At 57.2% G+C, this 22310-nt stretch carries 21 protein-coding genes; 6 read left to right on the top strand and 15 right to left on the bottom strand.

Annotated elements, in window-relative coordinates:
* The first annotated feature begins 75 nt into the window (after positions 1-75).
* A complete protein-coding gene (locus H598_RS0116955; RefSeq protein ID WP_035416070.1) occupies positions 76-828 on the top strand; it encodes a class I SAM-dependent methyltransferase in 753 nt (250 codons plus the stop codon).
* 87 nt (positions 829-915) lie between these two features.
* Here the strand turns inward: H598_RS0116955 and H598_RS0116960 are convergent, their stop codons facing one another.
* Complete coding sequence (locus tag H598_RS0116960) at positions 916-1455, bottom strand: thioredoxin family protein (protein WP_028114060.1); 540 nt, start codon at positions 1453-1455, stop codon at positions 916-918.
* Positions 1456-1724: 269 nt separating this feature from the next.
* Here H598_RS0116960 and H598_RS0116965 point away from each other — a divergent pair, with 269 nt between their 5' ends.
* The 3 genes from H598_RS0116965 to H598_RS0116975 all read left to right on the top strand — a co-directional run bounded on the left by H598_RS0116965 (position 1725) and on the right by H598_RS0116975 (position 3047).
* Positions 1725-2138 (top strand): hypothetical protein, encoded by a 414-nt coding sequence (locus tag H598_RS0116965; RefSeq protein WP_028114061.1) that lies wholly within the window; start codon positions 1725-1727, stop codon positions 2136-2138.
* A gap of 66 nt (positions 2139-2204) precedes the next feature.
* Positions 2205-2744 (top strand): class I SAM-dependent methyltransferase, encoded by a 540-nt coding sequence (locus tag H598_RS0116970; RefSeq protein ID WP_028114062.1) that lies wholly within the window; start codon positions 2205-2207, stop codon positions 2742-2744.
* A gap of 9 nt (positions 2745-2753) precedes the next feature.
* Positions 2754-3047, top strand: a complete 294-nt coding sequence (locus H598_RS0116975) for a hypothetical protein (protein WP_028114063.1) — start codon at positions 2754-2756, stop codon at positions 3045-3047.
* A gap of 38 nt (positions 3048-3085) precedes the next feature.
* Here H598_RS0116975 and H598_RS24795 read toward each other — a convergent pair whose 3' ends face one another.
* The 8 genes from H598_RS24795 to queA all read right to left on the bottom strand — a co-directional run bounded on the left by H598_RS24795 (position 3086) and on the right by queA (position 10590).
* Positions 3086-3970 (bottom strand): precorrin-2 dehydrogenase/sirohydrochlorin ferrochelatase family protein, encoded by an 885-nt coding sequence (locus H598_RS24795; protein ID WP_051252818.1) that lies wholly within the window; start codon positions 3968-3970, stop codon positions 3086-3088.
* On the bottom strand, positions 3970-4338 hold the full coding sequence (locus tag H598_RS0116985; RefSeq protein ID WP_028114064.1) for a rhodanese-like domain-containing protein: 369 nt from the start codon (positions 4336-4338) through the stop codon (positions 3970-3972). The genes H598_RS24795 and H598_RS0116985 overlap by 1 nt, the downstream gene beginning before the upstream one ends.
* 6 nt (positions 4339-4344) lie before the next feature.
* Positions 4345-4653 (bottom strand): putative signal transducing protein, encoded by a 309-nt coding sequence (locus H598_RS0116990; RefSeq protein WP_028114065.1) that lies wholly within the window; start codon positions 4651-4653, stop codon positions 4345-4347.
* A 241-nt stretch (positions 4654-4894) separates the two neighbouring features.
* Positions 4895-5839 (bottom strand): protein translocase subunit SecF, encoded by a 945-nt coding sequence (gene secF, locus H598_RS0116995; protein WP_028114066.1) that lies wholly within the window; start codon positions 5837-5839, stop codon positions 4895-4897.
* Between the two features lie 13 nt (positions 5840-5852).
* Positions 5853-7694: a protein translocase subunit SecD gene (secD, locus tag H598_RS0117000; protein ID WP_028114067.1), complete on the bottom strand. Its 1842-nt coding sequence runs from the start codon at positions 7692-7694 to the stop codon at positions 5853-5855.
* A gap of 23 nt (positions 7695-7717) precedes the next feature.
* Positions 7718-8047: a preprotein translocase subunit YajC gene (gene yajC / locus H598_RS0117005; protein ID WP_028114068.1), complete on the bottom strand. Its 330-nt coding sequence runs from the start codon at positions 8045-8047 to the stop codon at positions 7718-7720.
* A gap of 27 nt (positions 8048-8074) precedes the next feature.
* A complete protein-coding gene (gene tgt, locus H598_RS0117010; RefSeq protein WP_028114069.1) occupies positions 8075-9199 on the bottom strand; it encodes a tRNA guanosine(34) transglycosylase Tgt in 1125 nt (374 codons plus the stop codon).
* Between the two features lie 317 nt (positions 9200-9516).
* A complete protein-coding gene (gene queA, locus H598_RS0117015) occupies positions 9517-10590 on the bottom strand; it encodes a tRNA preQ1(34) S-adenosylmethionine ribosyltransferase-isomerase QueA (RefSeq protein WP_028114070.1) in 1074 nt (357 codons plus the stop codon).
* A gap of 356 nt (positions 10591-10946) precedes the next feature.
* Here queA and H598_RS0117020 point away from each other — a divergent pair, with 356 nt between their 5' ends.
* The gene (locus tag H598_RS0117020; protein ID WP_028114071.1) at positions 10947-11534 is read left to right on the top strand and encodes an acyl carrier protein phosphodiesterase; all 588 of its coding nucleotides are present in this window, start codon (positions 10947-10949) and stop codon (positions 11532-11534) included.
* Here the strand turns inward: H598_RS0117020 and H598_RS0117025 are convergent.
* A complete protein-coding gene (locus H598_RS0117025; protein WP_211227317.1) occupies positions 11519-12055 on the bottom strand; it encodes a M48 metallopeptidase family protein in 537 nt (178 codons plus the stop codon). The genes H598_RS0117020 and H598_RS0117025 overlap by 16 nt on opposite strands.
* A complete protein-coding gene (locus H598_RS0117030) occupies positions 12046-12462 on the bottom strand; it encodes an Lrp/AsnC family transcriptional regulator (protein ID WP_028114073.1) in 417 nt (138 codons plus the stop codon). The genes H598_RS0117025 and H598_RS0117030 overlap by 10 nt, the downstream gene beginning before the upstream one ends.
* A gap of 142 nt (positions 12463-12604) precedes the next feature.
* On the opposite strand from H598_RS0117030, the gene yjeH reads away from it, so the two are divergent.
* The gene (gene yjeH / locus H598_RS0117035) at positions 12605-13840 is read left to right on the top strand and encodes an L-methionine/branched-chain amino acid transporter (RefSeq protein ID WP_028114074.1); all 1236 of its coding nucleotides are present in this window, start codon (positions 12605-12607) and stop codon (positions 13838-13840) included.
* A gap of 249 nt (positions 13841-14089) precedes the next feature.
* On the opposite strand, the gene H598_RS0117040 is transcribed toward yjeH, so the two are convergent.
* From H598_RS0117040 to H598_RS0117055, 4 genes are all read right to left on the bottom strand, one after another.
* Positions 14090-15688 carry an isocitrate lyase gene (locus H598_RS0117040; RefSeq protein ID WP_028114075.1) on the bottom strand — a complete coding sequence of 533 codons (1599 nt, stop codon included), beginning with the start codon at positions 15686-15688 and terminating at the stop codon, positions 14090-14092.
* A gap of 28 nt (positions 15689-15716) precedes the next feature.
* Positions 15717-17339: a malate synthase A gene (aceB, locus tag H598_RS0117045; RefSeq protein ID WP_028114076.1), complete on the bottom strand. Its 1623-nt coding sequence runs from the start codon at positions 17337-17339 to the stop codon at positions 15717-15719.
* A gap of 634 nt (positions 17340-17973) precedes the next feature.
* Positions 17974-21096 carry an efflux RND transporter permease subunit gene (locus H598_RS0117050; RefSeq protein WP_028114077.1) on the bottom strand — a complete coding sequence of 1041 codons (3123 nt, stop codon included), beginning with the start codon at positions 21094-21096 and terminating at the stop codon, positions 17974-17976.
* Positions 21093-22241, bottom strand: coding sequence for an efflux RND transporter periplasmic adaptor subunit (locus tag H598_RS0117055; protein ID WP_028114078.1), 1149 nt, complete (start codon positions 22239-22241; stop codon positions 21093-21095). The genes H598_RS0117050 and H598_RS0117055 overlap by 4 nt, the downstream gene beginning before the upstream one ends.
* Positions 22242-22310 lie beyond the last annotated feature (69 nt).

The raw sequence follows: 22310 nt of genomic DNA on the forward strand, positions 1-22310 counted from the left end.
TGTAGTTGCTGCAAATACCATCAAAAAATTATCTTTGATAATATTTTTAATTACATATATTTATGGATTATCGCTATGGACAGCGTGTTTGATCTGTTTTCCGGCCACAGCCAAGAATACGCCCGCTTTCGCCCGGACTACCCTGAATCGCTGTTTGAGCACATCAGTGGTCTCTGCCAGCAACAGCAGCGGGCTCTGGATATCGCCACCGGTTCAGGACAGGCGGCTCGGGCACTGGCTGATCACTTTCAGCAGGTGTTGGCCGTCGACGTCAGCCTGGCTCAACTCCGGCACGCCAATTCGCACCCCAGGGTGCGGTACCTGGCCGGCCGGGGCGAGCAGATTCCAGTTGCTGACGCCAGCCTGGACCTGATTACCGTTGCCCAGGCCCTGCACTGGCTCAATCTGCCGCGGTTTAACCAGCAGGTGCACCGCACCCTGAAACCCGGCGGGGTGTTAGCGGTGTGGTGCTATGGTAACTGCCACGTTACCCCGGCCGTGGATGAGGTGGTCGCCCACCTGTACCAATCGATTCTGGGTCGCTACTGGTCTGCACAGCGACGTTGGGTCGAAAACGGCTATCGGCATCTGAAATTACCGCTGCTCCCACAGGCCACCAGGCATCTGCAGATTGAAAAATCCTGGACCCTGGCCCAATTTTGCGGCTACCTGCAAACCTGGTCGGCACTGCAGCGGTACTTGAAGACCCATACAGAATCCGATCTGAAACCGGTCTGGCAGGCCCTCGCGGTTGCCTGGGGCGATGCCCGCAGCACCAAGGTGGTGCGCTGGCCACTGACCCTGAGGGTCACAACAAACCCAGGTTAAACTCTGGGCTGGGCTTGTTCTCATTGCTGACCACAATCAAAAACGGCCGCCTGAGGCGACCGTCTTAAATTCGTTGTTGTGATTCGATTAGCGCAGCAACTGCGCCAGTTCGGTTTCCAGCCCTTGCGGTGTCTGGCCTTCGATGCGGCCAATCTCTTTGCCGCCCTGACGCACAATGAAGGTCGGGAACGCAATCACCTGAATCCCCTCCATCAACGGCGTCTCTCCGGCGCTGCCTTTCTTATCGACACCAACGTAATCGGCGGTGATATTGGGGTTATCGAGGATCTTCAAAATCTTCATCATCCGCGGCACCTGTTGCTGGCTGACCTTATCCCAGGTTCCCAGTACCGCCAGAATTTCCACCTTGTCCTCCCGTTTTACCAGTGGACTCAGGGCTTCGGTATTGACCTTATAGGCCAGGTATTCCCGCCCCATGGGGATCATTTCAAAGATCAACTGCTGGCTGGTGAGCTTCCCCACCAATACGGCATCTTCCATGGGCACAGCGCCATGTGGATTGTTGCCTTTGAGCCCATCCATGCTCGCATTGCCATTACCCATGCCTGGCATCGCAGATACACCACTGCTCATTACCAGAGCGCCCAGAATCAATCGTTTCATCATTGCAGATACCTTCTAAACGCCAACAGTCTGCTGCCCCTAGCGGGACAACCCATATGCTACCTATCGTAGAACATTAGGTACGTCAATGGCGCTTTGGTTCTCGATTTAATGCAACTAATTTTCATTTAGTGCAGTGGATCACAAAGCCGCCGCCGCCGCGGAAACAAACCCTTCTCAGAATCCTCGCCAACACCGGGCCGAGAGGCGGATCATCCCCATCCTCGAATCACTGTGGTACCCTTTGGCAAATTTTTTCAGCGGACACCTCCATGGCCAAACACTCCTCCCTCAGTGAAAAGCAGTTCTGGATTCAGCGACTCAGTAAATCCAGCCTGAGAGCCTTGCATGTGTTAGGCATCATTGGAGCCAGTGGCGGTTTTTTCTACAACGTCGATAAATCCCTGTGGCTGCCCTGGTGGATACTGGCCATGAGTACCGGCTTGATCCTGATGGTGTGGGAGGTGGTGCGCTCGCCACTGTGGCTGGTGCAGATGAAGGGGGTGCTGACCCTGCTGAAGGTGGTCTTGGTGGCGCTGTGCTATCCCCTGCCCCAGTATAAGGTGGCGCTGTTTTGTACCGTGGCCTTGATCTCGGTGATCACCTCCCACGGTCCCGCGGGCTTGCGCCACTACTCAATCTGGCACCGGCGTCGCATCGATGGTCCTAAAGAGGTCAAGGGCTGATTCCCGCTGCCTTGCTCACCCGCAAGCCGTTATACTGGGCGCTCCTCCCTTATCAAGGACGCCCACATGCACAGCAACCTCTCCCCCGCGGCCTTTCTGATCGAACACCAGGCCCTGTTTGATTCGCTGCCGCCAGGCCCGGTTCTGGATCTGGCTTGCGGACACGGACGCAACGCCCTCTATCTGGCTCGCAAAGGCATTCCGGTCTGGTGTGCCGACCGCAATCCAGAGGCCCTGGCTGCCATTGCCGCCATCGCCGAAGCCGAACGCCTGCCCATCGTCTGCTGGCAACTGGATCTGGAACAGCCCGACAGCGCCCCTCTGGCCGGCCGCCAGTTTGCCGCCATCGTGGTCTGTCACTACCTGCACCGGCCGCTAATGCCGGCACTGCAGGCAGCTCTGCTACCTCAAGGAATTATTTTCTATGAAACTTTTCTCAGCCAACAGGCTCAAATAGGCAAACCCAGTAACCCTGACTTCCTGCTTAAGCCCGGTGAACTGAAACAACACTTTGCATCTTTGCAGCCCCTGCATTACGTTGAAGGGGAGCATCAACAACCGCATCGCTTCAGCGCGCAGTTGATCGCCAGAAATCATGCCCACTAAGGAGACGCCGTGCTGCAGTGGTACCCAGACAGTTATCGCATCGGGATCGCACCGATACTGACCCTGTTGATGGTGTTTTTTGCCATCGGCGTTCGCGTGCTGATACCCGAAGGTAATACGGCGTTTCAATGGCCCCTGAACATCGCCATGGGCTTGATCGCCCTATTGCACCTGTATCTGATTATTGACGATCGGGTCATGAAACGGGGAGATGCGTTGATCTACGGCCTGGTGCACATCTGCATGGCCTTCACGGTATGGATTTTTGCCCTGATGGTCGTGACCGGCAACGACCTGTTTTAGAACACCGCTAATGGAAAAGCCCCGGTCTAAAAGGCGAGCTACGCCAACCAGCCACTGCCCACCTCGATAACCCGGGCACCACTGAGCTGGCGCTGCCAATCCTGATAGCGCTCTGCGGATGCCACCACCAGCACATTCTGATCCGGCGCCAATGCCGTGGGCAGGCAGGCACGGCGCTGAGCATCGCGGCGGCACAGCTCGTCGAGGCGCTTCGGCAAGTCACCGTCAAACCACAGCGCATCGCACTCCTGCATCAACATCGCCGCCTTCAGCGGCAACAGATCCGGATCCACCTCGGCGGACAGCAGCAGCGCCCAGCCGGCTTCGGCCTGCTGCTCCATTGCCTGCTCGAGTCGCGCATCGGTCTGATCATCGAAACCCAGGCCATTACGGCTTAAGAAGCGCTCCCACACTCGGCGCCGCTGGGCCAATGGAATCCGATAGCGGGCCTCGGCCATAAACTTGGCCAGCGGTGATAAGGACGATGGCAACATCGACTCCAGTCGCCGCCGTAGCTCTTTCACCAGTACCGGCGCGCCCCCTTCACTGCCGATGGCCACCACCACCGGGCTGCGATCGACAATGGCCGGGGTGATTACCGTACAGGCGCCCGGATCGTCCACCACATTTACCCAAGCCCCCTGCTGTTTTGCCAGCACACTGATGCGGCGGTTCAGGCCCTCGTCGTCGGTGGCGGCGATCACCCCGTCAAAACCGGGGATCAGGTCATCATCGAAGTGTCGGGATACCCAGTGAAACCCCTCCTGCTGCGTCTGCAACTCGGCACACAACTGCGGCGACACCAGGGTAATGGTCATCTCGCTGCGTCGCCACAACGCCAGTTTACGGGCAGCCACTTCGCCCCCGCCGACGATCAACAAGCGCTTGGCCTTAGTATCAAAGAACAGGGGGAAATAACGCATCAGCTCTCCATCGGCAACTGCCGGTTCATCCAGTCACGACGACCGCCAATCAGCGAATACACCTGGGTATAGCCCATCAGGTTCAGATTCACTGCCGCCAGTACCGAGCGATAACCGCCGCCACAATAGAGTACCAGGACCTGATCTTTGTCCGGGTACAGGGACTCAATGTCTCGCTCCATCACACCGCGGCCCAGATAACTGGCATTGGGCAGGCGGTCGCGCTGCCACTCGTCCTGCTCGCGCACGTCTATCAGCTGATGAGGATGGCCGTTGGCCTGCCAGTTAAGAAGGGTATCGATGGAGAGTTCTTTCACTTGCGGCCGAAGGGAGTCGACCAGGGCATCAAAGCCAGGATTGTGTTTCATAGCAACCTATTTCTGGGGCAAGCCCCCGCAACGCCAACAGGTTTCGAAATGACCATCATTCTGCTCGTCGCAACTGGGACACTGCCAGGGCGCCTGACTCTGATGATATTGTTCCAACACCGCATTGGCTTTATCAAAATGACGACGTTGCACCAACAAACCGACTTCCTGGCTGTCTATGGGAAGCTCACCGGTGCCTCCGGCCAGGGCTTCCCCCAGCAGGCGTACCATTACTCCCTGTTGCTCCAGCGCCCCTTTCAAGGCATGGGCTTCCAGGGCATTACTGGCCCGGTACAACTCTACGAAGCTATCCATAATCCATTCCTCGTATAAACTCGGCCCCATACACAGTCCGATTTTCCGTTACCAAAATCGGCATCGCGACCGAACAGGGTGCCTCACCTTAAGGATATTTCAATCCTTAAGGATGCACCTGAAATCCGGCCACTTGGGCACTCCCTGATATTCGCTGCGCTTCGACATCATCTACAAATTGCTAACAAAAAGCCACCCCGAAGGGTGGCTTTCAACAAAATTACCGTTAACTGGCTGAGAGTTACGGCAGCAGGCTTTCCTGGTCGGCGCCCTCTTTCTCAATCACTACCGGCATCATATGCTCCCGGGTCAAGCCCAGCTTGATGGAGGCATAACTGGCCACATAGATGGAGGAGAAGGTACCAAAACCAATACCCAGCAGCATCGCCGTTGCGAAGCCATGAATCATCGAGCCACCCTGAATAAACAGGGCGATGACCACAAACAGGGTGGTGCCCGTGGTGATAATGGTCCGGCTCATGGTCTGAGTCACCGAGGTGTTGACCACGTGCTCCGGGCTGCCTTTACGCATCTTGCGGAAATTCTCCCGCACCCGGTCAAACACCACGATGGTATCGTTGAGCGAGTAGCCCACCACCGCCAATACCGCCGCCAGTACCGTCAGGTCAAACTCCAGGAAGAACACGGAGAATACCCCCAGCGTCACCACCACGTCGTGCACCAACGCCGCCACGGCACCCAGTGCCAGACGCCACTCAAATCGGAACGCGACGTAGGCCAGGATACAGATGATGGCGGTCAGAACGGCCAGGCCACCCTGCTCGGCCAACTCTTTACCCACCTGGGGGCCAACAAACTCAACTCGCTTGATGACCGCATCACTTTCCAGGCTGCGGGCCGCCTCTTCGATACGGACCACCATCTCGTTGCCTTTACCGGCCTTGGGTGGCACGCGAATCAGCAGGTCGGTGGCAGCGCCAAAGTGCTGCACGATAACGCCTTCAATGCCCTGAGCTTCCACCGCTCTGCGCAGTTCGGCGGTGTCTTTCGGCTGTTGGTAGACGATCTCCACCACGGTACCACCGGTGAAGTCCAGGCCCCAGTTGATGCCCCGGGTCGCCAGAGAAACCACCGAGGCGATCATCAGCAGCACCGAGATGGCGCTGATCACCCGGGCATGGCGCAGGAAATCGATCGTTTTATTTAGGGATAACAGTTCAAACATCGGTTTCCACTCCTTAAATCGACAGCTTCTTGAGACGTTTACCGCCCCACAAAGCGTTCACCACAGCACGAGTACCGACAATGGCGGTAAACATGGAGGTGGCAATACCGATCATCAGGGTGACGGCAAAGCCCTTCACCGGCCCTGTGCCCACGGCAAACAGAATCAGCGCCGTCAGCAGGGTGGTGATGTTGGCATCGGCAATGGTTGAGAAGGCGTTGGCGTAGCCTTCATGAATCGCCTGCTGGACACTGCGTCCGGCCTTCAGCTCTTCACGAATACGCTCGAAGATCAGCACATTGCCGTCCACCGCCATCCCCACGGTCAATACGATACCGGCAATGCCCGGCATGGTCAGGGTCGCGCCGGGAATCATCGACATAACACCGACCATCAACACCATGTTTGCCACCAGGGCGCCCACGGAGATCAGACCAAACTTACGGTAGTACACCGCCATAAAGAAGATCACCGCCACCAGGCCGGAGATCATCGCCGCCAGGCCGTTGTCGATGTTTTCCTGACCCATGGAGGGGCCAATGGTGCTTTCCTGAACAATGGTGATCGGCGCAATCAGGGCACCGGCACGCAGCAGCAGCGCCAGCTTTTGCGCTTCCTGAGGCGTATCCAGGCCGGTGATGCGGAAGCTGCGACCCAGGCGCGCCTGAATGGTCGCGGTGTTGATCACCTCTTCGTGCTTCTCGAATTCAGGCGAACCATCTGGCTTGCGCTTACCGGTGGACTTGTACTCGATGAAGACGGTGGCCATGGCCTTACCGATCTTGTCACGGGTCCAGTCCGCCATCTTGTTGCCACCGGTGGCATCCAGGTTGATGCTCACCTGAGGCTGACTGGTTTCACTGAAGCCGGACTGGGCGCCAGTGATGTGGTCACCGGTGAGAATCACCCGCTTATCCAGCAGTACCGGACGGCCATCAGCACTTTCAAACAGTTGAGAACCTGCAGGAATCTGGCCGCGAAGGGCAGCACCGAGATCGGCCCCTTCAGACACCATACGGAACTCCAGGGTTGCCGTGGCACCCAGAATCTCTTTGGCACGAGCGGTATCCTGTACCCCGGGCAACTCCACCACGATGCGGTTGGTGCCCTGTTGCTGAACCACTGGCTCAGCCACCCCCAGCTCATTCACCCGGTTACGAAGAATGGTGATGTTCTGCTGCAGCGCGTACTTCTGCACTTCCGCCAGGTAGGCTTCGCCCATGCTGACGTGCAGCGTCATGTCACTGTCATCAAACACCAGGTTGGGATTGCGCTGCTTTAGAAAATCCTCGGCCTTAACCAGGGTCTCCTGGTCGCGAAAGCGAATCTCAATGCTCTTGGCGCCGGCACGAATACCGGCGTAGCGCAGACGCTGCTCGCGCAGATCGGAACGGAAATCGGTAACCAGCTGAGTTTCCTGCTTACGAATCGCTTCGCTCATGTCCACTTCCATCAGGAAATGCACACCACCGCGCAGGTCCAAGCCCAGCTTCATCGGGCTGCCGCCCAGCGCCGCCAACCAGTCCGGCGTTGCCGCCGCCAGGTTCAATGCCACAAAGTAGTCGCTGCCTAACTCGTTGGCCACCAGAGCCTTGGCTTTGAGCTGATCCGGTGCGCTGTTAAAACGCAGCAGGATCTGGCCATTTTCCAATTCCGCCCGCTTGATGGTCAGGCCGTCGTCCTCGATCACCTGCTGCAAACGCGTCAGGGTCGTAGGGGTCACCTCGGCGTTGCGGCCGGCGGAGATCTGCAGGGCAGGGTCTTCACCAAACGCATTCGGCAAGGCATAGAGCGCACCAATGGCTAGGATAAACACCACCATCAGGCTCTTCCATAAAGGATATTTATTCAGCACCGCTGTGCCCTCTTAATACGATCTTACAGAGATTTCAGGGAGCCTTTAGGCAATACCGCTGAGACATAGCTCTTCTGGATAGTCACTGTGGTGTCTTCATTCAGAGCCAGTACCACAAAATCGTCATCTTCTTTGATCTTGGCGATCTTGCCCACCAGGCCACCGTTGGTCAGCACCTCATCACCCTTGCTCAGGGAGCTCATCAGTGACTTGTGGTCCTTTACGCGCTTGGCTTGAGGACGGTAGATCATGAAGTAGAAGATCAGACCGAACACCGCCAGCATGATCAACATCTCTACACCGCCACCCTGGGGGGCCGCACCGGTTTCAGCGTATGCCTTTGCAATAAACATATCGGTTCTCTTTTAGTTATCAGTTAATCAATCAATTACAGGCGGCACAGGGCGGCCTTGCTTGGAATAGAACGTCTCGACAAAGTCGTCTAATTTACCTTGCTCGATGGCGCCTCGCAAACCTTCCATCACTTTCTGGTAATAACGCAGATTGTGAATGGTATTGAGGCGCGCACCCAGAATTTCGTTACAACGATCAAGATGGTGCAAGTAGGAACGGCTGTAGTTCTTACAGGTGTAACAATCGCACTCGCTGTCCAGCGGGTTGGTATCGTCACGGTGCTTGGCGTTGCGAATCTTCACCACCCCTTCGGCGGTAAACAGATGGCCGTTACGGGCATTGCGGGTCGGCATCACGCAATCGAACATATCGATGCCGCGACGCACCCCTTCCACCAGATCTTCCGGCTTACCCACGCCCATCAGGTAACGGGGCTTATCTTCCGGAATCTTCGGACAGATGTGCTCCAGAATGCGGTGCATGTCTTCCTTGGGTTCGCCCACGGCCAGACCGCCGACGGCGTAACCGTCAAAGCCGATGTTCATCAGCCCTTCCAGAGACTCATCACGCAAATGCTCGTACACGCCACCCTGGATGATGCCGAACAGCGAGTTCGGGTTCTCCAGTTTATCGAAGGCATCTCGGGAACGCTGAGCCCAGCGCATCGACATCCGCATCGACTTTCCGGCTTCCTCTTCCGTAGCCGGATAGGGGGTGCACTCATCGAAAATCATCACGATGTCAGACCCCAGGTGATACTGGATCTCCATCGACTTTTCCGGATCCAGGAAAATCTTGTCGCCGTTGATGGGGTGACGGAAATGCACACCGGCTTCGGTGATCTTGCGGATGTGACCCAAAGAGAACACCTGGAAACCACCGGAATCGGTCAAAATCGGTTTTTGCCAATTCATGAAGTCGTGCAGGTCACCGTGCTTCTGCATGATTTCGGTGCCCGGACGCAACCACAGGTGGAAGGTGTTGCCGAGACAGATTTCGGCGCCGGTGGCTTCAACCTCTTCCGGGGTCATCCCCTTGACGGTGCCATAGGTGCCCACCGGCATAAACGCCGGAGTTTCTACGGTGCCCCGTTCAAAGGTCAGTCGGCCGCGACGGGCGCGTCCTTGGGTGGTGATCAGATCAAATTTCATTTCTACCTCTTGCCAGATAAACAGTCTGACTGAATAAAAGCCCTGGGGCATTGAATACACAATGTGGATTAAGGTGCCGGTTTTCAAGGGAGGACGGTGATTTGCGGAGAAAAAGATCCAATTTGGCACCCGGATTGAAACCACGGGAAACAGCGCGCCAATATTTCAACAAAATCCCCTCAACAATCCCCGATTAAACCGGTTAACTGTAACCGGTTCGTTCTTGATAGTGAGGCCGGTCAGCGAACTGACCAATCCGCGTCGACCCCAGCATCGACACGGTTATTGCGAGTGAGTCTAGCCGATCTGCCGGAAAATTAATCCAGGCAATCCTCCTGGCTGTGAAGCTTCTCATCACGATTGATGAACATTGCATCGCCATAGCTGAAAAAACGATACCGATTATCAACCGCATGCCGATAAGCCGCCATCACCTTGTCCTGACCGGCGAACGCCGACACCAGCATGATCAAGGTGGATTCGGGCAGGTGAAAATTGGTGACCATGGCATCCACCAGCTGAAAGCGGTAACCGGGATAGATGAAGATGTTGGTGTCGCTGGCAAACGGACGCAACTCGCCGGTTTTAACCAGCGATGCCTGAGCCGCCGACTCCAATGACCGCACCGAGGTGGTGCCCACCGCCACTACCCGGCCACCGTCGGCCTTGGTTTTGACGATGGCATCCACCACGTCCTGAGGCACTTCGGCCCACTCGGAATGCATATGGTGGTCTTCGATCTTGTCGACCCGTACCGGCTGAAAGGTGCCCGCTCCCACATGCAGGGTCACGTAGGCAAAACGCACCCCTTTGGCCTTGAGCTTGTCCAGCAGGCGATCATCGAAGTGCAGACCGGCCGTCGGCGCCGCCACCGCACCGGGGCGACTGTTGTACACGGTCTGGTAACGCTCGCGATCGGCCTCATCGTCCGGGCGATCGATGTAGGGAGGCAACGGCATGTGACCGATGGCATCGAGAATGCTGAGCACCGGCGTACTGCCTTGAAACTCCAGCTCAAACAGCGCATCGTGACGGGCCACCATGATCGCTTTGACGCCCTGCTCAAACAGCAGTTCGGTTCCCACCTTCGGGGACTTGGAGGAGCGCACGTGGGCCAATACCCGATGGGCGTCCATTACCCGCTCAACCAGAACCTCGATCTTGCCGCCACTGGCCTTCTTACCGAAGACCCGCGCCGGGATCACTCGAGTGTTGTTAAACACCAGCAGATCACCGTCGTGGAGTTGATCCAACAGATCCGGGAACTGTCCATCCACCAGATGGCCGCTGTTGCCATCCAGATGCAACAGCCTCGAGGCGCTGCGCTCGGCCATGGGAAAGCGGGCGATCAGCTCATCGGGAAGGTCAAATTGAAAATCAGCAACCTGCATTGGTATCAGTCTCATTCATTCGCCGTGAGGCGGGGGGGCAGTAGTCTAAACCCATTCAGACCCGGGATCTAGCCTGCGGCACCGGGATGACGCGGTCTTTTTTGTCCACAACTCATCCAATCCGTGTTCAGCAATTCAACAGCCACGCCCCTTTTCAAAACTTTACCGTGTTACCACACTCGTTGACGTCCCGGTCACTACACTGGCACTCCCGAGCTGCTGGAGACCCCGATGATGGCTAAGGTGAAGCCACTGCGCTGACCCATCCCGACTTTGACCGGGCCGACTCTGGTCGGCCTTGCCCCGCCCTACTCCCGCCGCTAAGGTAAAACCATGACTCAGGCATACGGACCCTCATGAACTTTCTAGCCCACTTGCATCTGGCGGACCTGACTCGAACCAGCCTCGCCGGCGCCCTGGCCGGAGACTTTGTCAAAGGTCGTTTCGATGACCAGCCCGAGGCGCTGAAACAGGGAATCTGGCTGCACCGTCAGATAGACAGCTACATCGATGGCCACCCTCAGCTGCTGCAGCTGAAATCACGCTTTCCCGGCCACTACCGCCGCACCTCGGGGATTCTGCTGGACATGGCCTTCGATCACCACCTGGCTCGCCATTGGCAACAGTACCACCCACTGCCATTACCCCAATTCTGTCAGCATAGCTACCGAGTCCTGCTGAGCGACCCACAACTGCCCCCTCAATGCCGCGCCCTGGCCACTCACATGTCCCAGGGTGACTGGCTTGGCAATTACGCTCATCACGCGGGGCTGACCCGGGCCATCACCGGCATCGCTCAGCGCCTGTCCAGGCCACAGCTGTTGCTGGGAGGCGAACAGGTGCTGACGCAACTGGAGCCGGAGATTCTCGACACCTTCTCCAGCCTCTACCCGCAGATCATCGACTTCGCCACGGATGCCTCCGATGGTTATTCACGGCGCTGACTCGATTCGAACGGATCGCCGTGCACCTCTTTTTCGGTCAGCCACAGGCGGGTATCAAACTCCAGTTGATGGTAATCGGGCAGCATATGCAGGCACAGCTGATAGAAGCCTTTGTCGTGTTGCTTATGCTTAAGGTGCGCCAGTTCATGAACGCAGATCATTCGCAGTAGCGGTTCCGGGGCGCGCTTAAACAGCGCCGCAATGCGAATCTCATTATGCGTTTTGACCTTAGCCCCCTGGCGGCGCTGCACATAGCTGTGAGTGCCCAGGGCGTTGTGAATGACATGCAGACGGGTGTCGTACTGCACTTTATTCACTACCCCGGCTTTTTTCATGTGTTGCTGTTTCAGCTGCAGCAGGTACTCACGCAGTGCGCCATCGTTGCCCACCTGATGCAGGCTGGGGTAGCGACGCCGAAGCCGTTCGCCCAGTTGCCTCTGGTCCAGTAGTCGAGAGACCTGCTGCACAATCTCCGCCGGATAGTGGTTCAGGTAGGGCAGCGAGCGTTCGATTACAGCCATTCGTTCATCACCACATGAGTGGTGATTTTCACCACCGTCGGCAGGGCATCCAGCTCGGCGCGAATCTCGTGCAATCGCTGCATCGAGTCCATCTTGACGAACACCAACAGGTCGATATGGCCGCTGATGCCATGACAGGTGATCACCTCGGGGATCTGACGGATGTTATCGGCAATGTCTTTGCAGCTTTTGTCTTGATGAATAATCTCGAAGTAGGCGCTGATGCCTGACAGCATCGACTGCTGCAGTTGCGCCCGGTAACCACGAATCACGCCGCTTTGCTCCAGCTTTTTAATTCGCTCCGACACCGACGACCGGGCCAGGTTAACCTTGTCGGCGATGGCCGCCACCGGTTGGCGGGCATTGAGTTTTAACTCCGCCAGAATGGCCTGGTCAAAGCGATCCAGTGACGATCCCATGCTGCTACTCCTAAGGCATCTCTGCCGACGATTCGTCGGCGAACTCCGATAATCTGACTGTTAATTCCGACACCTAAGGCGACAGATTGCAAGTACAATTTCTATATTCCATGCCTATTGAAGACCCATTATGACGCATTTAAAAGGAAGCATCGGTCGCTGGCAGGGTGTCGGCTTGATCACCACTTCGCTGCTGGGCACCAGCGTATTTATTCTGCCCCAGGTGACCGTCGACATCGCCGCCTCAGGCGCACTGTGGGCCTGGGTGCTGCTGGTTTTGGTGATCCTGCCGGTGGCCTTGGTCTTTGCCGAGCTGGGCAAACGCTTCGCCAATGCCGGCGGCCCGTCCCACTTCGTACATCGGGCCTTTGGCCGCCGACTGGGCACCACCGTTGGGGTGCTGTTCCTGTTTGCCGCGCCGGTTGGCACCCCGGCGGCCATCATGATGACGTTCGAGTTTATCCAGCCCCTGCTGAACCTCGACGGCGGCGCCCTGTTGGCCGCCCAGCTGGCCATGCTGGGCCTGTTGTACCTGATCAACATCGGCGGCATTCAGCTGTCCAGCGTGCTGCAACTGGGTCTGACCCTGGCGATTCTGGCGGTGGTCATCGCCCTTGCCATCGGCGCGCCGCTGCCCCAGGCCAGCCATCTGCAACCCAGGGTAAACACCGACGTCTGGAGCGCCTTTGGCATCGCCCTGTGGGCCTATCTAGGCGTCGAGGTGGTCAGCCACCTGTCTGAGGAGTTTAAACGGCCTCGGCAGGACTTTGTCCCCGCCATGGTCATCGCCACCCTGTTGGTGGCCGCCGTGTACCTGGTGTGCACCCTGATGGTGCTAGAACGCCCTCATGACAGCACATTGGCCATGGTCAGCCTGTTCAATGACCGCTTCGGCCAGGGCGGCGAATGGGTCATTGGCCTGCTTGGCACCGCCGCCGGTTTTGCCACCGTCAACACCTATCTGGCCTCCATGTCCCGACTGGCATGGCGACTGGCTCAGGACGGGCAACTACCTGCGGGGTTTGGCCGCCTGAATCGCCACCGGGTTCCCACCTTTGCCCTGGCAATGCTGCTGGCCGTCGTGGCGCTGTCGCTGTCGCTGGCCCACGGTTTTGGCTGGCAATTTGAGGTACTGCTGGAATGGGTTAACGGGGTGTTTGTGATGATCTACCTGTGCTCAATGCTGGCGGCGCTCAAACTGCTGAATGGTCGCTTTCGACTCAAGGCGCTGTTGGGGGTTGGCGGCTGTTTGCTGTTTGCCTGGTCGCTGGGCTGGGGCATGCTGTATGGCGTTGCCATCTTTACGACCGTGTGGCTACTGAGACGACGATCCGCTGCCGACTGCCATTCTCAGGCACTCTCTTGAAGCACTGAGGAGAAAAAAAGAGGGGTGGCCGCAAGATCCACCCCGAAGCACAAGCAACGTAGCTAAATTGGAAGGATGCCCCCATAGCCCGGGGGCCTGGCCCCCACAGGAGCCAGATGGCCAACGGTCGGGGACTGCCTTGACCGTTGCCCGCGGCGCCGACTGCATGGCAGCGCCGCAGGATAGAGCAGCGAAAGCGATACCACAGGCTTTCGCATTGCCCCGTCACCGAAGGCGACGGGGACACCATTAGCCGAACTGGTTCATGGTGTTGTCTTTGCCGGAGGCCTTCAGGGCCGCCTCACCGGAGAAGTACTCCTTGTGATCATCACCGATATCGGAACCGGCCATGTTCTGGTGTTTAACACAGGCAATGCCCTGACGAATCTCCTGACGCTGTACGTTCTTGACGTAGCCCAGCATGCCCTGCTCACCGAAGTATTCCTTGGCCAGGTTGTCGGTAGACAAGGCCGCAGTGTGGTAGGTCGGCAGAGTGATCAAGTGATGGAAAATGCCCGCTTCCCGGGCCGCATCGGCCTGGAAGGTGCGAATCTTTTCATCGGCCCTGGTCGCCAGCTCGCTGCTGTCATACTCGGCACTCATCAGATTGGCGCGGTCATAGGCTGACACGTCTTCCCCGGCTTCCTGCATGGCATCAAACACCTGCTGACGGAAATTCAGGGTCCAGTTGAACGACGGGCTGTTGTTGTATACCAGCTTGGCGTTGGGAACGACGTCACGGATGCGGTTCACCATGGCGGCAATCTGACCCACGTGTGGCTTCTCGGTTTCAATCCACAACAGGTCGGCACCGTTTTGCAGCGAAGTGATGCAATCCAGAACCACCCGGTCTTCACCGGTGCCTTTGCGGAACTGGAACAGGTTACTGGCCAGGCGCTTAGGCTTAAGCAGCTTGCCGTTGGCCTTCACCACCACGTCACCATTCTGAATGTCTTCGGCGCTGTTAACGTAGTCGCCATCCAGGAAGCTGTTGTACTGATCCCCCAGATCCCCGGGCTCGTTGGTAATGGCGATCTGCTTGGTCAGGCCGGCACCCAGTGAGTCGGTACGGGCCACAATCACGCCATCATCCACACCCAGTTCCAGGAAGGCATAGCGAACGGCGCGAATCTTGGCCAGGAAGTCTTCATGAGGCACGGTAACCTTGCCGTCCTGGTGACCACACTGTTTCTCATCCGACACCTGGTTTTCAATCTGGATGCAACAGGCACCGGCTTCGATCATCCGCTTGGCCAGCAGGTAGGTGGCTTCGGCATTACCAAAGCCGGCGTCGATGTCGGCCACAATCGGCACAATGTGGGTCTGGTGGTTGTCGATCTGAGACTGAATCTCGGTGGCCTTGCTGTCATCGCCAGCGGCCTTGGCCTCATCCAGGCTGCGGAACAAGCCACCCAGTTCACGGGCATCGGCCTGACGCAGGAAGGTGTACAGCTCCTCGATCAATCCCGCCACCGAGGTCTTCTCATGCATCGATTGGTCCGGCAGCGGGCCAAAGTCGGAACGCAGAGCGGCAACCATCCAACCTGACAGGTACAGGTAACGGCGATCGGTGCTGTTAAAATGCTTCTTAATGGAGATCATCTTCTGCTGACCGATGAAACCGTGCCAGCAGCCCAGAGACTGGGTGTACTGGCTCGGATCATTGTCGTAGCGCTCCATATCGGCACGCATGATGCCGGCGGTGTATTTGGCAATGTCCAGGCCGGTCTTAAATTTATTCTGGGCCTTCATACGGGCGGCGTATTCCGGGCTGATGGCGTTCCATGCATTGCCCTGTGATTCGATCAGCGTCGCCGCGGTATCGATATCAGATTGATAAGTGGACATATTCATACTCCTTGAAATTCAGTGCTTCTTAAGAAATCGTATCTTGCGTCAAAATCTGATAGCCCGGCAGCGTCAGGAAGTCGGCCAGCTCATTCGAGGTGGTCAGCTCCTCAAACAGCGTGGAGGCTTGCTCAAAGGCGCCGTTATCAAACCGCTCCTCCCCCAGCTCCTGTCGAACCACTTTCAACTCCTGCTCCAGCATGGCGCGGAACAGAGCCGGGGTGATCAACTGACCGTTGTCCAGGCTCTTACCGTGTTTAATCCATTGCCAGATGGAGGCTCGAGAGATCTCGGCGGTGGCGGCATCTTCCATCAATCCGTAGATGGGCACACAGCCGTTGCCGGTGATCCAAGCTTCGATGTACTGCACCGCAATGCGAATGTTGGCTCGCATGCCGGCCTCGGTGGCCTGCCCCTCACAGGGTTGCAGCAACTCTTTGGCGGTGATGGGCGCATCCACATCACGACTGATGTGCAACTGGTTGTCCATCTCCGGTCCGATAAACTCGTTAAATACCCCCATGGCGGTATCCGCCAAGCCGGGGTGGGCCACCCAGGTGCCGTCGTGACCGTTACGGGCTTCCAGCTCTTTATCCTGAGTCACCTTGTCCAGCACCTTCTGCTGCAGCTGCGGATCCTTAGCCGGAATGAAGGCCGCCATGCCCCCCATCGCCAGGGCGCCCCGCTTGTGACAGGTTTTAATCAGCAACCGGGAGTACGCCGACAGGAACGGCTTCTCCATGGTCACCTGCTGGCGATCCGGCAATACCCGATCAGGGTGGTTACGCAGGGTTTTAATGTAGCTGAAGATGTAATCCCAACGGCCGCAGTTCAACGCCACGATGTTATTGCGCAATTCATAGAGGATCTCGTCCATCTCGAATACCGCCGGCAGGGTCTCAATCAGGCAGGTCACCTTGATGGTGCCTGGCTGAAGACAGAACTTCTCCTCGGTGAAGGCAAACACCTGGGCCCACCAGCGAGCCTCCAGGTGACTCTGCAGCTTGGGAATGTAGAAATAGGGACCCGACCCCTTTTTCAACAAGGTCCGGTAGTTGTGGTAGAAGTACAGGGCAAAGTCCACCAACGCCCCCGGCAACGGTTCGCCATCAAACAGGATATGATTTTCCTTCAGGTGCAGGCCGCGCACCCGGGCGATCAACACCGCCGGATCCTCGTTGAGCTGATAGTGCTTGCCGTTGCCCGGATTGGTAAACTCAATGGTGCCCTCTACCGCATCCTTGAGGTTCTGCTGCCCTTCGACCACCTTTTCCCAGCTCGGAGCCAGGGAATCTTCGAAGTCGGCCATGAACACCTTCACCCGGGCATTGAGGGCATTGATGATCATCTTGCGGTCCACCGGACCGGTGATCTCAACTCGGCGATCCTTCAGATCATCGGGAATACCCAGAATTTTCCAGTCGCCCTCACGAATGTCTTTAGTCTCAGGCAGGAAGTCGGGCAACTGGCCAGCATCGACGATGGCCTGCCGCGCCTCTCGGCCCGCCATCAGCTGATTGATCGCCGGTGCAAACCGACTGCCGAGTTCTGCCACAAATGCCAGAGCCTCTTCAGACAAAATCGCTTTGTATTCCGGCTTTTGAGGGCCGATAACCTGAATCCCTTGCGCTAACTCTGTAACCTGGCTCATATGACGCACCTCCAGTGCAACTTTCATTTGTAACTATAAAACCACTTAACCTTGCCAACAGTTTAGACGATCATTGGTTAAGTTTTGCCCTCATCGACCTGTATTAAACCTGCACCAGCCCCATTTAAAGATCAATAGCCAATTGATGGTTTTTTTGCATACCAATTTTAAAGCATTGAAAATAAAGACTTTTGGGTTAGAACAAACACTTTAAACGCCAGTTTTAATTATTTGATTGAATTTAGACTAAGGTCGTATTCTACCAAGGTCTAAATTTGTTGTTGCTTTACAACATTTGAAATATATCGGCGTACAAAAATGCCAATAATTGATTTTTAATGATGAATTAATAGGGAATGATTGATTTATTCAAAAAAATTAACTATCGGCATTATTGCAACTAAGCCATTGAAAATAAAAGAAAATAAGCAATCGCAATGGCCGGCACCCCAACATTGAAGCTCGGTAGTGTCAATTTGAATGGATGAGACTTTCATCAAAAAATCTGAATGCGTGTGACGTAAGATAACGTCTAAACCGCCCCCTCTCCCGACCGCCAAGCTCGGCCTGGCCACAAAAAAGCCGCAGACCCGGGTCTGCGGCTTTGTGAACCGATTCTAATGCAACTGGGGCATTAACCGGCCTTGGTGACCCTGCCTTTGACCTTTTCTCTCATGGTTTGCAACAGGTAATAGAACACCGGTACTAACAGGGTTCCGACCACCCCGGCCATCAACATGCCACCAAACACCGCATAACCTAGGCTATTGCGACTCTCGGCACCGGCACCGGTGGCCACCACCAGGGGCAATACCCCCAGAATAAAGGAGAAGGCCGTCATCAATACCGCCCTAAACCGCATCCTGGCCGCGGTGACAGCGGACTCGACAATGCCGACGCCCCCCTCTCGCTGCTGTTTGGCAAACTCAACAATCAGAATGGCGTTTTTCGACGCCAACCCAATCAGCAACACCAAACCAATCTGGGTATAGAGGTTAACCTCGGCCCCCGCCAGCCACACATAAGTAAAGGCCCCCAGGATCGCCACCGGCACCGCCAGCATCACCGCCAACGGAATGGTCCAGCTTTCGTACTGTGCCACCAGGAACAGGTAGGTGAACACCAGCGCCAGGCTGAAGATCAACGGCGCCAGGTTGCCCGCTTTGATCTCCTGGTAGGTCTGGCCGGTCCAACTGAAACTGTAGCCGGCAGGCAGATTGCCGGCGGCCACCCGCTCCATGGCCGCCACCGCTTCACCGGAACTGTAACCCGGAGCCGGAATGCCGTTGATGATGGTTGAGCCAAACAAGTTATAGCGGTTCACCACCTCAGGTCCCAGAATCGGCTCCACTTTAACCAGGGTCGACAACGGCACCATGTCACCGGCGGCGGTACGGACGTAGAAACGGCTGATGTCACGATCGGAGTTTCGATACTCCTCCTCGGCCTGCAGCATGACCCGGAACACCTTACCGAAGCGGTTGAAGTCGTTCACGTAGTTCCCGCCGAGCTGAGTCTGCAGGGTTGAAAATATTTCGCTGAGGGGGATCCCCAACACCTTGGCCTTGTTGCGATCCACGTCCACAAACAACTGTGGCGTATCGGCACGGAAATTACTGAAGGCAACCGCGATCTCCGGCTGGCCATTGGCCTCGATGATCAGTCCTCGCATCACCTGCGCCAATTCGGCGGCACTGCGGCCCTGGTTGTCCTGCAGTACAAACTCAAAACCACCGACGTTGCCCACGCCCGGCAGCGGCGGCAAGGCAAACACCATCGCCTGCAACAACGGATTGGCGGCATACACCCCCTGCAGGGTACCCATGATCGCCTTATCGCTGAGCTCGGGTGTGGTTCGCTCCGACCAGTCATCCAGGGTCACCACCAACAATCCGCCGTTGGACGACACCGAGCCACTGAGTACCGAAAACCCGGAAGCATGGATGACATTGCTGACCCCAGGCACTTGCAGGGTCTGTTCCACCAGCTCCGCCATCGCGGCCTCGGTACGGTTCAGCGAGGCACCATTGGGCAGTTGTATGTCCACCATAAAGGATTTCTTGTCCTCCGCGGGCACAAACCCGCTGGGCAAGACTTTACCCAACAGGCCGGTGGCCCCCAGGGCCAGGACAAACACCACCATCGCCATGGCACTGCGGCGGATCAGCGCCGAGACCCAGCCACTGTAACCATGAGTCAGGCGATCGAAGAAACGGTTAAACACCCCGAATGGGCCCTGTACCTTAGGCTGAGGCACCCGCAGTACCGAGGCACAAATGGCCGGCGACAGAGTCAGGGCGTTCACCGAAGAGATCAGTACCGCCACGCAGATGGTGACCGAGAACTGAGCGTACATCTGACCGGTGATACCGGGCATCACCGCCGTGGGCGCAAATACCGCCAACAGCACCAGGGTGGTAGCCACCACCGGACCGGTGACCTCCTCCATCGCCTTGATGGTGGCCGCCTTGGCGTCCAGCCCCTCCTCTTCCATGATGCGACTGACGTTCTCCACCACCACAATGGCATCATCCACCACGATACCGATGGCCAGAATCAAGGCAAACAGCGAGATGGTATTGATGGTCATCCCCCCCACCAGCAGGAACACAAAGGTACCGATCAGGGAGACGGGAATGGCGATGCCGGGCACCAAGGTCGCACGAAAATCCTGAAGGAACAGATACACCACCGCAATCACCAGGGCGATGGAGATAAACAGCGTCTGCACCACCTCCTTGATGGAGACGGTCACAAACTCGGTGGTGTCATACAGGATCTTGTATTCCATGTCCTGAGGGAAGGATTGCGACAGCAGCGCCATCTGTTCGCGCACCGAGGTGGCCACCTCCAACGCATTGGCATCCGGGCTTTGGTACACGGCGATAATGGCACTGGGTTTATTGTTGAGCTTTCCCTGGGCGTCGTAGGTCTGAGAGCCCAGCTCCACCCGGGCAATGTCACCGATCACCACCTTGGAGCCGTCTTCGTTGGAGCGCAACACCACCTGCTCGAACTCTTCCACCTCGACCAGGCGCCCTTTGGTTTGCAGGCTCAGCTGAAACTGTTGGTCGCGGGAGATGGGCGCCGCGCCGATTCGCCCGGCCGGAACCTGAATGTTCTGTTCCTGCAGGGCGTTACTGACGTCATTGGCGGTGATCGCCAGACTGGCCATCTTGCTGGGATCCAGCCAGATTCTCATGGCGTAATCCAGGCCACCGATGATCTGTACATCGGAGACCCCGCCCTGACGCGCCAGCACATCCTTGATGTTGAGGGTGGCGTAGTTGGTCAGAAACAGCGAGTCCAGGGTTTCCTGGGGGGCAACCAGGTTCACCAGCATCAGGAAGTTCGGGCTCTGCTTCTTAACCTTGACCCCCTGTTTGGTTACTTGCTCCGGCAGCCGCGGCAACGCCTGCTGGACCCGGTTTTGAACATTGACCTGGGCATCATCGGCATCGGTGCCCACCTCAAACGTCACCGTCAGCGAGTAACTGCCGTCATTGGCTGATTTGGAGGACATGTAGATCATGTCCTCGACCCCATTCACCTCGGCTTCGATCACCTGGGCAATGGTGTCTTTGACCACCTCGGCACTGGCACCGGCAAAGCTGGTGGTGACATTAATCTGCGGCGGCGAGACCTCCGGAAATTCGGCGATGGGCAGTAGCGGAATCGACAGCAATCCCGACAGCGTCAGGACGATGGAGATAACGAAGGCAAATTTGGGCCTGAAGACAAAAAAGCGACTGATCATTTCGCCTCCTGCCCTTCAGCCTCGAAGGGTTGTACCGTGGCCTCAGTGGCGGTCACTTCGACGCCGGGGCGAATCTTCTGCAACCCTTCGGTCACCACCCGGTCGCCCGGATTCAGGCCGGCTTTGACTTCCCACTTGATGCCAAATTGTTGCCCCAATGACACCAACCGCTTCTCTGCCTTATTGTCGGCACCGATCACAAACACATAACGGCCCTGCTGATCCTGCTGCACCGCCGCCTGTGGCACCAGCAGTGCCTGCTCGGTTTCCGGCGCTTCGATGACCACGGTGACAAACATCCCCGGCAACACGAAGTCATCCGGATTCGGGAACTGGGCCCGCATTTCGACGGTGCCGGTAGCAGCATCCACCCGGTTGGCCACGTAATCCACCACCCCCCGCTCGGCATACTGATCGCCATTGGGCAGACGAATGTGCAGCACCAGCTCCTCCAGCCGCGGCAGCGCATCCGGGTTGGTTCGAATCACCTTATAGGCATTGGAAAGTTCACGGGAGGAGACCTGGAATGTCACCCAGAACGGATTGACTCGCACCAGGGTCGCCAGGGTTTGCTGTGGGTCAACCAGATCACCCTGAGACACCAAGGCGGTGGAGATCTTACCATCGATCGGGGCCGTCACCTTGGTGTAAGACAGTTGCAACTCGGCGGCTTCCAGGGCCGACTTGGCCTGCACCACCTGGGCTTCGGTCTGCAGTTTGTCGGAAGTCAGGGCATCCATGTCCTTTGCGGAGATCATGCCATCGGGGAACAGTTGCTTACCCCGTTCCCAGTTGAGGATGGCGACGTCGCGGGCGGCTTCGGCCTGGGTCAGTTGCGCCAGTTGTTGGCCGCGCTCGGCCAGATAGGGAGAGGGGTCAATCTCAAACAGCAACTGTCCCTGCTTGACCTCGTCTCCCTCGACGAAGTGACGTTTCAACATCGGGCCAGAGACCTGAGCCTGAATGGTCACATCCTCACTGGCCTGAGTGCGCCCGACGTACTCGGCCCCGTAGGTGACCGGCTCCTCGGCAATGGTGGTTACTCCGACACTGGGTGCCTGTGGCGCCGGCTGTCCGGTAGGGGCCTTATTGCACCCGCCCAGCACCACCAGTGCCACCAAGCCAAACCACTGTATCCCTCTCATCGCGCTGCTCCTTGCCCGCCAGGCATAATCCAGATTGTCTGAACTTCGAGCATACCATAAGCATCACGA

Origin of the sequence: Ferrimonas kyonanensis DSM 18153, from assembly GCF_000425405.1 — a bacterium.
GTDB classification, from domain to species: domain Bacteria; phylum Pseudomonadota; class Gammaproteobacteria; order Enterobacterales; family Shewanellaceae; genus Ferrimonas; species Ferrimonas kyonanensis.